14 protein-coding genes are annotated in these 15,076 nt (G+C 73.1%); 11 read left to right on the plus strand and 3 right to left on the minus strand.

Annotation, left to right across the window (positions count from 1 at the left end):
* Positions 1-129: 129 nt before the first annotated feature.
* From DEJ21_RS16455 to DEJ21_RS16470, 4 genes are all read left to right on the plus strand, one after another.
* Entirely contained in the window at positions 130-729 is a 600-nt protein-coding gene (locus DEJ21_RS16455) for a hypothetical protein (protein WP_110864334.1), read from the plus strand.
* Between the two features lie 68 nt (positions 730-797).
* Positions 798-1,994 (plus strand): S24/S26 family peptidase, encoded by a 1,197-nt coding sequence (locus tag DEJ21_RS16460; protein WP_111225326.1) that lies wholly within the window; start codon positions 798-800, stop codon positions 1,992-1,994.
* Between the two features lie 61 nt (positions 1,995-2,055).
* Positions 2,056-3,219 carry an exonuclease SbcCD subunit D gene (locus DEJ21_RS16465; protein WP_111225327.1) on the plus strand — a complete coding sequence of 388 codons (1,164 nt, stop codon included), beginning with the start codon at positions 2,056-2,058 and terminating at the stop codon, positions 3,217-3,219.
* Positions 3,219-6,209, plus strand: a complete 2,991-nt coding sequence (locus tag DEJ21_RS16470) for an AAA family ATPase (RefSeq protein ID WP_111225328.1) — start codon at positions 3,219-3,221, stop codon at positions 6,207-6,209. The genes DEJ21_RS16465 and DEJ21_RS16470 overlap by 1 nt, the downstream gene beginning before the upstream one ends.
* A gap of 37 nt (positions 6,210-6,246) precedes the next feature.
* Here the strand turns inward: DEJ21_RS16470 and DEJ21_RS18400 are convergent, their stop codons facing one another.
* The gene (locus DEJ21_RS18400; protein ID WP_156463787.1) at positions 6,247-6,423 is read right to left on the minus strand and encodes a hypothetical protein; all 177 of its coding nucleotides are present in this window, start codon (positions 6,421-6,423) and stop codon (positions 6,247-6,249) included.
* A complete protein-coding gene (locus DEJ21_RS16475; RefSeq protein WP_244993373.1) occupies positions 6,420-7,229 on the minus strand; it encodes a class E sortase in 810 nt (269 codons plus the stop codon). The genes DEJ21_RS18400 and DEJ21_RS16475 overlap by 4 nt, the downstream gene beginning before the upstream one ends.
* Positions 7,230-7,323: 94 nt before the next feature.
* On the opposite strand from DEJ21_RS16475, the gene DEJ21_RS16480 reads away from it, so the two are divergent.
* Positions 7,324-7,794 (plus strand): GNAT family acetyltransferase, encoded by a 471-nt coding sequence (locus DEJ21_RS16480; protein WP_111225329.1) that lies wholly within the window; start codon positions 7,324-7,326, stop codon positions 7,792-7,794.
* Here DEJ21_RS16480 and DEJ21_RS16485 read toward each other — a convergent pair.
* Positions 7,778-8,800 (minus strand): EamA family transporter, encoded by a 1,023-nt coding sequence (locus DEJ21_RS16485; RefSeq protein ID WP_181435938.1) that lies wholly within the window; start codon positions 8,798-8,800, stop codon positions 7,778-7,780. The genes DEJ21_RS16480 and DEJ21_RS16485 overlap by 17 nt on opposite strands.
* A 36-nt stretch (positions 8,801-8,836) precedes the next feature.
* Here DEJ21_RS16485 and DEJ21_RS16490 point away from each other — a divergent pair, with 36 nt between their 5' ends.
* From DEJ21_RS16490 to DEJ21_RS16515, 6 genes are all read left to right on the plus strand, one after another.
* The gene (locus DEJ21_RS16490) at positions 8,837-9,985 is read left to right on the plus strand and encodes a CPBP family intramembrane glutamic endopeptidase (protein WP_111225331.1); all 1,149 of its coding nucleotides are present in this window, start codon (positions 8,837-8,839) and stop codon (positions 9,983-9,985) included.
* Between the two features lie 9 nt (positions 9,986-9,994).
* On the plus strand, positions 9,995-11,863 hold the full coding sequence (gene recQ / locus DEJ21_RS16495; protein ID WP_111225332.1) for a DNA helicase RecQ: 1,869 nt from the start codon (positions 9,995-9,997) through the stop codon (positions 11,861-11,863).
* Between the two features lie 87 nt (positions 11,864-11,950).
* The gene (locus DEJ21_RS16500; RefSeq protein ID WP_111030846.1) at positions 11,951-12,697 is read left to right on the plus strand and encodes a 1-acyl-sn-glycerol-3-phosphate acyltransferase; all 747 of its coding nucleotides are present in this window, start codon (positions 11,951-11,953) and stop codon (positions 12,695-12,697) included.
* Positions 12,698-12,832: 135 nt separating this feature from the next.
* Positions 12,833-13,189, plus strand: a complete 357-nt coding sequence (locus tag DEJ21_RS16505) for a hypothetical protein (RefSeq protein ID WP_111225333.1) — start codon at positions 12,833-12,835, stop codon at positions 13,187-13,189.
* A 19-nt stretch (positions 13,190-13,208) separates the two neighbouring features.
* A complete protein-coding gene (locus DEJ21_RS16510; protein ID WP_146247824.1) occupies positions 13,209-14,129 on the plus strand; it encodes a M23 family metallopeptidase in 921 nt (306 codons plus the stop codon).
* A gap of 73 nt (positions 14,130-14,202) precedes the next feature.
* Positions 14,203-15,039: an NAD(P)-dependent oxidoreductase gene (locus tag DEJ21_RS16515; protein WP_258375125.1), complete on the plus strand. Its 837-nt coding sequence runs from the start codon at positions 14,203-14,205 to the stop codon at positions 15,037-15,039.
* The last annotated feature ends 37 nt before the right edge of the window (positions 15,040-15,076 follow it).

Genomic DNA, 15,076 nt, shown 5'->3' on the forward strand with positions numbered 1-15,076 from the left:
ATCTCAGGTCTTGTGAGCCGCTCGAACGCCAAGTAGCTTGATCGTCGTACCACCTCGGCACGTAGCGCGACCAACCACCGCGGGCCCGTCCGAACCACCGATCAGACCTCTTCCTCACGGAGTCCAACCATGTCTCGTGTCACGCCTCGTGCTGCCCGCCTCGCCGCCTGGATCGCTATCCCCGCCGCCCTCGTCGCCTCGGGGGTCGTCGTCTCGACGGCCTCGTACGCGGCCTTCTCCTCGACCACCGTCAACCCGACGAACAACTGGACGGCCGGCAGTGTCGCCCTGTCCGACGACGACAACAACACCGCGCTGTTCACGGCGAACAACCTGAAGCCCGGCTCGACCGGTGCGAACTGCATCGCGGTGACCTCGACCGGTTCGCTGCCCTCGGCCGTGAAGCTCTACGGCACGAACGTCTCGACCACGAAGGACCTGGCGGCGAACGTCAACCTGACCGTCGAGCAGGGCACCGGCGGCGGCTTCGGCTCCTGCTCCGGCTTCACCCCGGCCGCCACCGGCGGCTCGCTCTACAGCGGCACCGTCGCGGGCTTCGGCGCCGCCTCGACCAACTACGCGACCGGCGTCGGCACCTGGGCCCCGACCGGCACCGCGTCCGAGACGCGCGTCTACCGCGTCACCTACACGGTCTCGAGCACCGCCCCGAACACCGTGCAGGGCGGCACCGCAGCCCTCGGCTTCACCTGGGAGGCCCAGAACAGCTGAGCCGGGACCGGGGCCGAACCAGCCCCGTCCGTTCCCTCCCCGCAACGCGCCCCCGGTCGAAGGCAGTCATGAGCAGCATCGCAGTGCACGGTGGTCCCGCACCGCACGCAGCGGTCCGTGACGCCGTCGACTGGGGGCGCGTCGTCGTCGCCACCCTCGCCCGCGGCGTGGTCGCGACGCTGCTCGGCCTCGCGCTCTGGGCGGCCGCGCCGGCGCTCATCGGCTGGCAGCCGACCACCGTGATGACCGGTTCGATGGAGCCGCGGATCGTCCCCGGCGACGTGGTCGTCTCGCGCCCGGTCGGCTCGGGCGAGATCGCGACGGGCAAGGTGCTGCTGGCCGACGACCCGGACCAGGCGGACCACCTGCGCATGCACCGGTACGTCGAGGACGGCCCCGGCGGCACCATGGTCACGAAGGGCGACGCCAACCCCCAGCAGGACTCCACGCCGATCGAGCGCTCCGCCGTGCACGGCATCGCCTTCCTGCGCATCCCCTTCATCGGGACACCGATCCGGTGGATCAGCGCGGGGGAGTGGGGTCTGGTCGCGATGCTCGCGCTCGGCCTGACCGCGGTGCTCGCGCTCTGCACGATCGACGGGTCGCTCCGGCGACTCGTCGAAGCCGACGAGACCGACGGCGCAGCCGGTGGTCCGGAGGACGCGGCCGGTCCGGATGACGCCGCCGGTCCGGCAGACGGTACCGACGACGGCCTGGAGGCGCGGGACGGCGCCGCCACGGGCCTCCCGACCGCCGCGCCCACCGTCCTCACCCGTCGCGCGCTGCGTCGACGAGTCCGTCGCAGGCGGCGGCTGCGCCGCCTCGGTGGGGGCGCCGCGGTGCTCGCGCTCGCGGCGGCCGCCGGCGTCCTGCTGCCCGGAGCGGCGGACGCGGCCCCGTGGTCGCGGACCACCGTCGCACCGACCGCGACCTTCACGGCGGGCACGGCGACCGGTGTCCCCACGCTCACCTGTGCCCCGGCCGGGTCGAACACGGTGACGATCGCCTGGACCTACGACAACGGCGCGACCGTGCCGGTGTCCTTCGACCTGATGAACGGGACGGCGCAGGTGGCCAGCACGACGACCGTCGGTGCCCGTTCGATGACCTACGGGGGCGCCGGACTCCTGAACCTCGGCACCACCTACACGCTGCACCTCCGCACGAACCTCGGCAACAACTGGACCGCGACGAGCACCCCGACCGTCAAGGTCCGGGTCGTCTCGGTGCTCGGCCTGGCGTCCGCGAGCTGCGTGACCGCCTGAGTCCTCCACAGGGCACCGCGAGGTGTCCGGAGATGTCCCCGGCCGGCGTTACCGTGGCCGCATGCGCATCCTGCACACCGGCGACTGGCACCTCGGCCGCACACTGCTGGGTGCCGACCTGCTCGAGCACCAGGCCGCGTTCACCGACTGGCTCGTCGACCTCGCCCGCGAGCGCGCGGTCGACCTCGTCGTCATCGCCGGCGACGTCTACGACCGTGCGATCCCGCCGGTGGACGCCGTCCGCATGCTCTCCCGTGTGCTGGAGCGTCTCGCCGAGACCACGACGGTGGTCCTCACGCCGGGCAACCACGACTCCGCCGCACGGCTCGGCTTCGGTGCCGGCGTGATGGGGCAGCGTGTGCGCATCCTCGCCGAGCCCGCCCACGTGGCCGATCCGGTGCTCGTGCCCGACGACGACGGCCCGGTGGCCGTGTACGGCATCCCGTACCTGCACCCCGACCTCACGCGGTACGCCCTGGCGGCGGTCCCGGACGAACCCCTCGCCCGCTCGCACCACGCCGTCGTGCACGCCGCCACCGAACGGATCCGCGCTGACCTGGCGACGCGGGCCGGCACCCGCAGCGTCGTCGTCGCGCACGCCTTCGTCGGGGGTGCCGACCCGAGCGACAGCGAGCAGGACATCCGCGTCGGCGGCGTCGACCGCGTGGCCGAGTCGGTGTTCGACGGGTTCGACTACGTCGCCCTCGGGCACCTGCACGGCCCGCAGCGCGTCGGCGAGGGCGACCGGATCCGGTACGCCGGGTCGCCGCTGGCGTTCTCGTTCGGCGAGCGGCACCAGCGGAAGTCCGTGACCATCGCCGACCTCGACGCGGCCGGTGCCGTCACCGTCGAGCTCGTGCCGACCCCGGTACCGCGGCGGCTCGTCGACGTGCGGGGCAGCATCGACGCCATCGAGTCCGGGGAGTTCCGGGCCGATGCCGACGCCTGGGTCCGTGTCGCGGTGACCGACACCGTGCACCCGGAACGCATGTACGCCCGCGTGAAGGACCACTTCCCGCATGCCCTGGCGATCACGCACGAACCGGCGGACCGGCCGGCCGCCACCGCCGCGCGGGCCGTCACCGCGACGTCCGACCCGGTCGAGGTCGCCGGCGACTTCGTGGCCTTCGCCACCGGCGGGCTGCCCGACGACGACGAACGGGCGGTCCTCACCGAGGCGTACGAGGCCGCGGTGCTCGCCCTGCAGCGTGAGGGGGACCGCTGATGTACCTGCACCGACTCGAACTGCGCGCCATCGGCCCCTACCCCGACCTCGTGACGATCGACTTCGCGGCGCTGGCCGCGTCCGGGGTCTTCCTGCTCGAAGGGCCGACCGGTTCCGGCAAGTCGACGATCATCGACGCCGTCGTGTTCGCCCTGTACGGCGGACTCGCCGGTTCCGACGCCAGCTCCGACCGGCTGCACAGCCAGCACGCCGACCCCGCGGTCGAGCCGTTCGTCGAGCTCGTGTTCGAGACCGGTGCTGGCACGTACCGGGTCCGTCGCACCCCGCAGTACGACCGCCCGAAGCAGCGGGGGACCGGCACGGTGAAGCAGCAGGCGTCCGTGCAGCTGTTCCGGCTCGCCGCGCCGACCGACTTCGCCGGCGAACCCGTGTCGTCCCGCATCCCCGAGGTCGGGGTCGAGATCGCCCGGATCGTCGGACTCGACCGCGCGCAGTTCCTGCAGACCGTGGTGCTGCCGCAGGGCGAGTTCGCACGGTTCCTCCGCTCCCCGGGGGAAGACCGCCGGAAGCTCCTGCAGTCGCTGTTCGGCACCCAGGTCTACGACCGCACCGCCGACGAGCTCGCCGCTCGCCGCCGGGCCGTGCAGGCCGAGGTCGAGGGGGCCGACGACCGTGTCCGAGACGCCCTGGCCCGGTTCGCGCAGGCGGCCGACCTCGCCGAGGCCGACGAGTCCGTCGTCGCCGGCACGGTGGCGTCCCTCCGTGCGACGGCCGACGCGGCCGGGGCGGCCCGGACGGCTGCGGCTGCCGCTGCGACGGCGGCGACCGAACACGAGCGATCGGTGACGGCCCGTGCGGCCGCCCTCGAACGGCGAGCGGCGCTGCTGCGGCGGCAGACGGTCCTGAACGACGACGCCCCGGCGATCGAGCAGGCGAGGGCCGCGGTCGCGACGGCCGAGCGCGCCGCCCGGGTCGCCGCGGTGGCCGACGGCCTGGACGCCGCAACCGTCCGGGCGGACGACTCCGCCGCGGCAGCCGCCCGACTGCGCGAGCAGCACGCACTCGACGCCGTCGACGCACAGCAGGTCGCCCGGCGCCGCGACTCCCTGACCGACGCCCTGTCCGACGTCCGGCACCTCGTCGCGGTCGAGGCCGATGCAGACACCAGACGCACCGCCATCGCCGAGGCCACCGCGACCGCATCGCGGCTCACCGACGACCTCGCCGCCCTCGACACCGCGCTCGAAGCCCGGCCGACGGAACGAGCACGGATCGTCGAGGCCGCCCGCACCGCCGCGACGACCGCTGCCGACGCCGACGCCGCCGCGCACGAGGTCACCCGGGTGCAGGCGCTCCGCGCCGACCTGGCCGCCCGTGACCGCGCCGAACAGCGCGTCGCCGGTGCCGAACGCATCGTGGCCGATGCCCGCCGTCGGGCCACCGAGGCGCTCGACGCCGAACGCTCCCTGCGCGAGCGGCGGATCGCCGGACTCGCCGGAGAGCTCGGTGCCGCGCTGACCCCCGGCGACCCCTGCCCGGTGTGCGGATCGACGGCGCACCCGTCGGTGGCCGCGCCGCAGGACGACCACCCGACGATCCAGGCGGTGGAGTCCGCGGGCGACGCCACGCGTACGGCCGACCAGCAGCTCGCCGACGCCGCGGCCGACCTGGCCGTCGAGCGTGCCGAGCACCTCCGACTGACCGACGTCGTCGGCGCCGTCGACACGGTCGCCCTCGACGCCATGGCGGTGGCCGCCGACGAGCGGGTCCGAGCGGCGCACGACGCCGCGGCGCTGGTGCTGGAGCATGAGCGCGAGCGGACGGCGCACGACACCGCGACGCGGGCGCTCGAGCGCGAGCGAAACGACCTCGACGCCCGGCGCACGGTGCTCGCATCGACCGCGGCCTCCGATGCCGAGCGGCTCGAGGCCGACCTGCGATCCGTGCACGAGGCGATCGACCGGCTCGCAGCACTGCTCGACAGCGACGACGGCAGCTCGCCGGTGTCGCTCCGGGCCGTGGTCGACGAGCTCGACGGACGGCTGACGGTGCTCCGCGCCGTCGCCGAGGCCGACGACCGCGCGGCTGCCGCTGCCCGCGCGCGCGACGAGCGCAGCGCCGAGGTCGCCCGGGTCCTCGACGAGCAGGGGTTCCCCGACGTCGACGCCGCACGAGCCGGCCTGCTCGACCCCGACACCGTCGCACGCTTCCGCAGCAGCATCAGCGCCGCCGAGGCCGAACGCGCCGTCGTGCGAGCAGGGCTCGAGGACCCCGCGGTGGTGCAGGCCGCCGACGACGATCCGGAGCAGCTCGACGTGCCGGCGGCCCAGGCCGAACGGGTCCGCGCGACGGCCGAGCTCGACGAGGCCACCCGGCTCGCGGTGACCGCAGCGCACCGCGCCGAGGCCGTTGAGCAGTGTGCGACCGAGGTCGACCGCACCGTCCGTGCGCGACAGGAGACCTCGGCCCGCAGCCGCGCGGTCGTCCGGCTCGCCGACGTCGCGAACGGGGTGACATCGGTCAACCCGACCGGCATCACGCTCGGCACCTACGTGCTCATGCGGCGCTTCGAGGACGTCGTGGCGGCGGCGAACGACCGGTTGCGCGGCATGCTCGCCGGGCGCTTCACCCTCGAGACCTCCGACGAACGGGAATCCGGGTCACGGGCGCGACGGACGGGGCTCGCCCTCGCCGTGCACGACCACACGACCGACACCGTCCGTGATCCCCGCAGCCTGTCCGGCGGCGAGACGTTCACCGTGTCGTTGTGCCTGGCGCTCGGGTTGGCCGACGTCGTGCAGGCCGAGGCCGGCGGGGTCTCGCTCGGCACCCTGTTCGTCGACGAGGGGTTCGGCACGCTCGACCCCGAGACCCTCGACGACGTCATCGGGCAGTTGTCGCGACTCACCGCGGGCGGGCGACAGGTCGGGATCGTCAGCCACGTCGAGGAACTCAAGCAGCGGATCCCGGAGCGGATCGCCGTGCGACGCACCCCGGCCGGTGGGTCGCAGGTGACGACCACGGTCTGACCAGACCGGACCTGACCGCACCGGACCGGACCGGACGCTACGGGGTCGGCGTCGACTCCACCGTTCCGTCCGGCGGCGGCAGGATGTCCGCCGCGATCCACGGGAACACCCACTGGAACAGCACGAACACGATGGCGACGAGGAGCACGAGCAGCTCGAGCACCTTCAGGGCGGTGGGGCCGGGCAGCAGCCGCCAGACCAGGGGGAAGATCACTTGGCGGTCTCCGAGAGTTCCTTCGGGGTGCCCTCGGACGCGGGCATCCAGTAGTCGAGCTTCGCGTGCGTCACGAACCGCTCCGCCGCCGACCACATCGGGTGGCAGGCGGTCAGCGTCAGCCAGCGGTCCTGGGGTGTCGGTTCCACGCCGGGCTTGTTCGGCACCGGCGCGATCGTCTCGATCTTGTCGGGCGTGACGATCTGGCTGTCGGTGACCTTGTAGACGTACCAGACGTCGAACTTCGTCTTCGCGTCGGTGACCCGGACCACGACCGAGTCGCCCTTCTTGAGCTCCGCGATCTGGTTGAGGGGCTTGCCGTAGGTGACCCGGTGTCCGGCGACGGCGAAGTTGCCGGGTGCGCCGGGCATCGCGGTGTCCTGGTAATGGCCGAGCCCGATCGTGTTGAGGACCTTCTCACGATCCGTGCCCTCGCCGATCGGCCGGTTGTAGTCCTTGCCGAAGCGGGGGATCTGCATCGTGCCGAACACGTCCGACAACCCCGGCGGTTCGTCCAGCACGGGTGCGGTGCCGCGGTGCTCGGTGCCCTCGACCTTCGGGGTCTTGACCTGGTCGAGGCCCTGCACGAGCTTCGTCTGCTCGTTCACGGCGACCACGTCGGTCCACCACGCCGTCCACACGACGTACAGGCCGGTGCCGGCGCCCGCGATGATGAGCAACTCGGCGATGAGCGACACGATCGCACCGCCGACCGTCTGGCGTCTGCGCGGGGAACGCCGGGACCGCGAACCGGCTTCGTCGTCCCGTGCGCTGCGGCGCGACGGGAGGGTGTCGTGTGCGGTCACGGGGCTCCTGATCGGCTGGGTGGTCGGACAGGTCTATCAGATCACGGCGACAGGCCGGTGACGACGTTCTCCCCACCCCCGTTAACGTGGGGGCATGGAGTACCGGATCCGCCCCTTCCGCACCGAGGACACCGACGCGGTCGTCGCTCTGTGGGAATCGTGCGGCCTCGTCCGACCCTGGAACGACCCCCGACGTGACATCGCCCGCAAGCTGACCGTCCAGCCCGAGCTCTTCCTGGTCGCCGAGCCCCAGGCCGCCGGCACCGGTACCGACGACACCGACACCGACACCGCCGACACCGGCGTCGTCGCCGCGGGCATGGCCGGCTTCGACGGGCACCGCGGCTGGGTGAACTACCTCGCCGTGCGCCCCGACCTGCAGGGCTCCGGCCTCGGTCGCACCCTGATGGCCGAGTTCGAGCGGCTCCTGACCGACCTCGGTTGCCCGAAGCTCAACCTGCAGGTGCGGGCGGGCAACGAGCAGGTGCTCGGGTTCTACGCGTCCCTCGGCTACACCGACGACCGCACGGTCTCGCTCGGCAAGCGCCTCATCCCCGACGCCTGACCGCGCCCGCCCGTCGCACCGTGCGGGTTCGCTCATCCGTTGCGGCGTTGGCGGCTCGGTGCGGACTTGCAGCACCGCACCGAGACGCCAACGCCAGCGCCACCGACGCGACGAACGCCAGCACGATGCCGATCCACTGCTGCGCGGTCAACCGCTCCCGCAGCACCACCCCGGCCAGCACCACCGTGCCGATCGGGTAGAGCGCGTTGAGCACACTCACGACGGGCAGGGTCGCCGGATCGTCGCTGCTGTGCAGCCCCGCCTGGATGAACACGTTCGCCATGGCGTCGAAGACGCCGCACACGGCGACGGTGACCAGCAGCCGCGGACCCCATGCGCGACCCGACCGAGGCCCGCGGACGGCGGAGGCCCCGTCGGGGCGGGCCGACGTCGGGGCGGACACCGGGCCTCCCGTCCGGAGCACGACGACGAGCGCCGCCGCACCCAGCAGCACCGCCTGCAGCACCCGCGCGACCACGAGGGGCGCGATGCCCGAGTCGGACGGCGTCATGTCGTAGGCCAGCACGATCCCGCCGAAGCCGCACCCGGCGACGGCGGCGGCGGCGACGCCCCGGGCGGTGAGCCGCGCGCCCGAGGCGTCCCGGACCACCGCGACCAGGACCACCGCGACGACCGCGACCACGAGCGCGCTTGTGGCCACGGGCGACAGCACGGTGCCGCGGAACACGGCGACGAGCACCGGCACGACGGCCGCGAAGACGGCGGTGACGGGGGAGAGCACGCTCATCGGCCCGATCGCGAGTGCCGCGTAGAGCAGCAGCACCCCGACGCCGCCGGAGAGGCCGGCGACCGCGCCCCAGACCGCGGCCGGCCACGAGAACACGCCACCCAGGACCACCAGTCCGACGAGCAGCGGCACGATCCCGATCGCGGCGGCCACCGCCGTGACGACGACCGGGCGGACCCGGCGCGAGGCGAGTCCGCCCAGGAAGTCGGCGAACCCGTAGACGATCGCGCCGGACAGGCCGAACAGGACGGTGAGCACGGCTCCCATCCTGCCCGGCCCGGTACCCTGCGGTGCGTGAGTGTTCCCTACCAGCGCCTGCCCCGGATCGACGGACGGTGGAGGTGGTGGCGGCCGCTCGTCGCCCTCGCGTTCCTGGCGGGGTGGTACCTCGTGTCGCAGATCGTCATCGCGGTCGCGTACTTCGTGCCGATCGGCGCAACGCAGGGGCCGCAAGCCCTGATCGACCTGCAGAACGACCTGGCCGGAGGCGCGCTCGACCCCACCGACCCGCTGATCCTGTCGCTGTCGCTCGTCTCGCTCGTGGTCCTGCTGCCGGGGATCCTGCTCGCCGTGAAGATCGCGCGGATCGGACCGGCCGGCATCCTGTCGTCGACGCGGTTCCGGGTCCGGTGGGCCTGGACGGCGTGGTGCCTGCTGCCGACGCTCGTCATCGCGGCGTTCATGTTCGTCTGGCAGACCGGCCTGTTCAGTGGCGGCGGGATGATCACGACCGACGGCGGCTTCGCCTGGAACCACGACGCGATCGGCCAGTCGACGGTCTCCCTCGGCACCCTCACCCTGACGATCGTCCTCGTCGTCCTGCTCGTCCCGTTCCAGGGCGCTGCCGAGGAGTACATCTTCCGCGGCTTCCTGATGCAGACGGTCGCGTCGTGGATCCCGCGTCGCGTCGGCACGGTCATCGCCGTGGCGGTCTCGACGGTCGTCTTCGCGGTGCTGCACATCCCGAACGGCTACAACGTCTGGGGCATCCTCGACGTCGGCTCGTTCGGCCTGATCGCGGCGATCATCGTCCTCCGGACCGGCGGGCTCGAGGCCACGGTCCTGCAGCACGCGTTCAACAACATCATGATCTTCGTGCTGCAGGCGCCCGGCTGGTCCGGGATCGACCTGACCTCGTCGGACGCGAACGGCACGTGGCAGGGAACGCTCGTCACCCTCGTCACGTCGCTCGCGTTCTGGGGCATGGTCGAGTTCCTGGCGTGGTGGCGTGGGCTGGACCGCCGGTTCGCCGGCCACGAGGCGCCCCGGTTCCGCGGTGTGACCCCGGCCTGGGCGGGCGGCGTCCGCTGGACCCGGCCGGGAGGCACGGGCTGGGCGACCACGCCGGCCCGCGCCGACGACGTGGCCGGTTCCGACCACCGTGCCGGCTCCGACACGGACGGTGCTGTGGACAGTGCGGTGGGTGTCGCCGGTCGCCCGTAGGCTCGTGGCATGAGCACCACGCCCGCGTCCGCTGCCGTGCCTGCTCCCGCCGCCGTGTCCGCACCCCGTGCCGCTGCGCTCGACGTGCTGCACCGTGTGTGGGGCTACGACGACTTCCGCGGCGAGCAGGCGGCCATCATCGACCAGGTGGTGGCCGGTGGCGACGCCCTGGTGCTCATGCCGACCGGTGGCGGCAAGTCCCTCTGCTACCAGGTGCCATCGCTCGTCCGCGACGGCGTCGGGGTCGTGGTGTCGCCGCTCATCGCCCTCATGCAGGACCAGGTCGACGCCCTGGCCGCGAACGGCGTGCGCGCCGCGTTCCTCAACTCCACGCAGGGCCCCGACGAACGGTCCCGGGTCGAGCGTGCCGTCGTGCAGGGCGAGGTCGACATGCTCTACCTCGCGCCCGAGCGGCTCCGGCTCGAGTCCACCCGTGCGCTCCTCGACCGGGCGCGCGTCTCGCTGTTCGCCATCGACGAGGCACACTGCGTCGCCCAGTGGGGGCACGACTTCCGCCCGGACTACCTCGAGCTGAGCGTCCTGCACGAGCGGTGGCCGACGGTGCCGCGCATCGCCCTGACCGCCACCGCCACGCCGCAGACCCACCGCGAGATCTCCGCACGGCTCGGCCTCGACGACGCCGCGCACTTCGTCGCCGACTTCGACCGGCCGAACATCCAGTACCGCATCGAGCCGAAGACCGGGGCGCTGCAGCAGCTGCTCACCTTCATCCGCACGGAGCACAGCGGCGACGCCGGCATCGTGTACTGCCTGTCCCGCAACTCCGTGGAGCGCACCGCGTCCGCCCTGGCCGAGCAGGGGATCAACGCCCTGCCGTACCACGCGGGCCTCGACGCCCGGGTGCGTGCCCGCAACCAGTCGACGTTCCTGCGCGAGGACGGCGTCGTCATGGTGGCGACGATCGCGTTCGGCATGGGCATCGACAAGCCCGACGTCCGGTTCGTGGCGCACCTCGACCTGCCGAAGTCGGTCGAGGGCTACTACCAGGAGACCGGCCGTGCGGGTCGTGACGGGCTGCCGGCCACCGCGTGGCTCGCGTACGGCCTGAACGACGTCGTGCAGCAGCGGCGGATGATCGACCAGTCCGAGGGCGACGCCGCACACCGTCGGCAGCTGAGCGCCCACCTCGACGCCATGCTCAGCCTGTGCGAGACGATCGAGTGCCGCCGGGTGCGGCTGCTCGCGTACTTCGGGCAGGAGAGCACGGCGTGCGGCAACTGCGACACGTGCATCGCGCCGCCGGAGTCGTGGGACGGCACCGTCCCCGCGCAGAAGCTGCTGTCCACCGTCGTGCGGCTCGAGCGTGAGCGCCGCCAGCGGTACGGCGTCTCGCACCTCGTCGACATCCTGATCGGCAAGCAGTCGCCCCGCGTGCAGGAACTCCAACACGACACCCTGGCGACCTTCGGCATCGGCGCGGACCTGTCCGAGGGCGAGTGGCGCGCGGTCGCACGACAGGTGCTGGCCCAGGGCTACGCGGCGGTGTCAGGCGACGGCTTCGGCACGGTCGTCCTCAGTCCCACGAGCGCCGAGGTCCTGACCGGCAAGGTGCAGGTGCGGATGCGTCGCGACCCGGTCAAGGCTCCGCGAGCCGGACGCAGCAGTCGACGGACGGTCGTCACCGACATGCCGCAGGAAGCCGTCGGCCTGTTCGAGGCCCTGCGTGCCTGGCGTGCAGCCGAGGCCCGCGAGCAGGGCGTCCCCGCGTACGTGGTGTTCAACGACGCGACGCTCCGGGGCATCTCCGCCGTCCGACCTGCCGACGTCGACCAGCTCGGCGAGATCTCCGGCGTCGGCGCGGCGAAGCTCGAGCGGTACGGGCGCGCGGTCCTCGACGTCGTCGCCGCGGCCGACTGACGCCCGGCCACTACTGCATGCCGTTCCGGGCATGTGCCCTCCGCGCACCTCATTACACTCGGTAGCTCGTCACCACGAGGAGGTCCGGTGTCCGGTTCGACGAAGTTCGCCACCGTGCTCAGTCGCGCGGTGGTGACCCCGCTCGCCCGGTTGCTGTGGCGCCCGAAGATCATCGGTCGTCGGAACGTCCCGAAGCGTGGTGCGGTGATCCTCGCGAGCAACCACCGCTCGTTCATCGACTCGCCCGCGATCACGCTCATGGCACCGCGCAAGGTGTCGTTCCTGGCGAAGCAGGAATACTTCACGGGTTCGGGTCTCAAGGGAGCCGTCTCGCGGGCGTTCTTCGGTGGCATCGGCGCCATCGGGGTCGAACGTGGCGCGGGTGCGGCGGCGCAGCAGGCCCTCGACCTCGGGCTGGCACGCCTGCAGGAGGGCGAGGCGTTCGCGATCTACCCGGAGGGCACACGCTCGCTCGACGGCCGGATCTACAAGGGACGCACAGGTGTGGCGTGGCTGGCGCTGACGAGCGGCGCCCCCGTGGTGCCCGTCGCGCTCACCGGCACCGAGGACGTCCAGCCGGTCGGGTCCCGGCTGCCGAAGCTCGCCCGCGTGACGATCGAGTTCGGGCAGCCGATCGACCTGTCGTCCTTCGGCGAGGCGTCGTCCGGTCGTGCTCGGCGCCACGCGACCGATGCGGTGATGGCGGCGATCCAGGAGCTCAGCGGCCAGGAGCCGGCGAACACCTACAACAACCCGCCCGCGACGATCGTGGAACGGGTCCGTCGGGCGCTGCAGCCGGACGACCCGACCGCGGCCGCCGTCGACCCGGACTGATCACCGCGACTGTCCGGTCACTATTGCACATCTGAAATATCGATGGTTGAATGGCGGACGTGCCGCTCGGCACGCCGCCATCGCCGGTCGCCCGAGAACGACCAGCCACGACATCCAGATCGGACCGTCCGCAGCATGTCCTCCACCCCGCTCTTCGACTCCATCGCCCAGCGTCGCGATCAGGCCGACGCTCCGCACTCCACCGTGCGCTCCACCCCGTCGCCGGCGATCGCCGTCGTGACCCCGGCGCCGACCTCGCCGATGTCCGCACCCGTCCGCCCGGGTGACTCCACGCTGGTGCCGGCCGCCCTCGTCGCCGCGATCGACGAGATCCCGGTCCGGGTGGCATCGGCCCTGGTGACCGAGGTCACGATCCGCCCCGAGCACCTCGTCCTGGTCGAGACCGTCGCCGACGCGATCACCCGCGCGGTCGTCGACGCCGTCGTGTGCGAGCTGGACCGGATCGCCCGTGACGGCGTCGTCCGCGTCTGACCGGGCCGGGCGCCCCACGATGACGACCCTCGACGACGACCTGCCCCGGCGCCCACGCGGTGCCGAGCGCCGCGCCGCCGCCCCACCGACCGCGCCCCGGCCGCGCCGTGCACGGCACGCTGCACAGCCGGGGCCGCTCCGAGCCGCCGGGGTGGCGGTGCCCCCTCCCGTCACCCCGGCTTCCACCCAGCCCACACGACGCATCCGGCCCACGCAGCCTGCCGCTCCCGAGCATCCCGCCGCACCCGAGCATCCCGCCGCTCCCGCGCGCCGCCGCCCCGCGTCCTTCCGGATCCCCGCCCGGCGGACCCTCCCCGCCGCGGCGGTCACTGCCGTCACGTGCCTGTTCGTCGCGGTCGGCTCCCCGCAGACCGCCGTCGCAGCTCCGGCCGCTCCGGAACCCACGTCGGCAGCCACCGGCACGCAGCACTTCGTCGCCGACGGTTCGTCCGGGCCGACCGCCGGCCGCGACGACTTCTCGGTCGGCCGTGCAGCGGCAGCGCTCCGGGTCCCCGGTGGCTCGGGTCCGACCGGTGGCGCCGCCCGCCCCACGGTCGGTGCGATCCCGGACGCCGGTGGCTTCGGCTCCCGCTGGGTCGTCGGCTGTGCGGCCTGCTCGTCGAACCACCAGGGGGTCGACTTCGCCGCGGCCATCGGAACCCCGGTCGTCGCCGCGCTGCCCGGCCGGGTCGTCTCGGCGGGGGCCCTGGGTGGCTACGGCAACCAGGTCCTCCTGCAGCACGCCGACGGCACCGCGACCCGGTACGGACACCTGTCGGTGATCGACGTCCGCCCCGGCCAGGTCCTCGGCGCGGGAGAGCGCCTCGGGGCCGTCGGCAACACGGGCGTCTCGACCGGCGCCCACCTGCACTTCGAGGTCATCGTGGCCGGTACCCCGATCGACCCGGCCGCCTGGCTGCAGGCTCGCGGGCTCCTCTGACGGCGTCGGGCGTAGCGTCGGAGCGGTCGCGGCACGGTGTCGCGCCAGGACGGAGACGCACGTGCGAGTGACGGTGTTGGGGACGGGTGCGATGGGTGCCGGCGTGGCGGGATCACTGCTCCGCGACGGCCACGAGGTGACGGTCTGGAACCGCAGTGCCGACAAGGCCTCGCCCCTGGGTGACCGCGGCGCGACGGTGGCGAGCGACCCTGGCACTGCCGTCGAGCACGCCGAGGTCGTCCTGCTCACCCTGTTCGACACCGATGCGGTCGTCGACGTCCTCGAGCAGGCTGCCGGCGACGCCCCGACCGACGCCGTGTGGGTGCAGGCCTCGACGATCGGGGTCGACGGCACCGCGACGATCGTGCAGCTGGCCGAGAAGTACGGCATCACCCTGGTCGAGGCGATGATGCTCGGCACGAAGGCCCCCGCCGAACAGGGCACGCTCACGATGCTCGCGGCCGGTCCGGCGGACCTGCTCGACCGTGTCGACCCCGTGCTCGACGCGATCGGCGCGAAGACCGTCCGCGCCGGTGACCACGTCGGCGACGGCACCGCTCTCAAGCTCGCCGCGAACGCCTGGATCGCCTCGATCACCGCGGCGACCGGGCAGTCCCTGGCCCTCGCGGCGGCGCTCGGGCTGGACCCCGCGCTGTTCCTGCAGGCCATCGAGGGCAGCGCGAGCGACTCCGCCTACGCCCACACCAAGGGCGCCGCGATGATCGCCCGCGAGTTCCCCGCCCAGTTCGCACTCGACGGCCTGCGGAAGGACATCGGGCTCATCACCGATGCCGCCCGGACCGCGGGGGTGTCAACCACGCTGCTCGAGGCACTCGGCCGCGTCTACGCCGATGCCAGCGCAGCCGGGCACGGGGGCGACGACATCGCTGCGGTCGGCACCGCGTTCTGACGCACGGGCCCACGCACGCGCGCACGGGCACACGCAC

Origin of the sequence: Curtobacterium sp. MCSS17_006 (assembly GCF_003234215.1) — a bacterium.
Lineage (GTDB): Bacteria > Actinomycetota > Actinomycetes > Actinomycetales > Microbacteriaceae > Curtobacterium > Curtobacterium flaccumfaciens.

Bases quoted from the DNA above. Each gene is read 5' to 3' on its own strand.
- DEJ21_RS16460 (WP_111225326.1), top strand. From the start codon at position 798: ATGAGCAGCATCGCAGTGCACGGTGGTCCCGCACCGCACGCAGCGGTC.
- DEJ21_RS16470 (WP_111225328.1), top strand. From the start codon at position 3,219: ATGTACCTGCACCGACTCGAACTGCGCGCCATCGGCCCCTACCCCGAC.
- recQ (WP_111225332.1), top strand. From the start codon at position 9,995: ATGAGCACCACGCCCGCGTCCGCTGCCGTGCCTGCTCCCGCCGCCGTG.
- DEJ21_RS16480 (WP_111225329.1), top strand. From the start codon at position 7,324: ATGGAGTACCGGATCCGCCCCTTCCGCACCGAGGACACCGACGCGGTC.
- DEJ21_RS16505 (WP_111225333.1), top strand. From the start codon at position 12,833: ATGTCCTCCACCCCGCTCTTCGACTCCATCGCCCAGCGTCGCGATCAG.
- DEJ21_RS16510 (WP_146247824.1), top strand. From the start codon at position 13,209: ATGACGACCCTCGACGACGACCTGCCCCGGCGCCCACGCGGTGCCGAG.
- DEJ21_RS16455 (WP_110864334.1), top strand. From the start codon at position 130: ATGTCTCGTGTCACGCCTCGTGCTGCCCGCCTCGCCGCCTGGATCGCT.
- DEJ21_RS16465 (WP_111225327.1), top strand. From the start codon at position 2,056: ATGCGCATCCTGCACACCGGCGACTGGCACCTCGGCCGCACACTGCTG.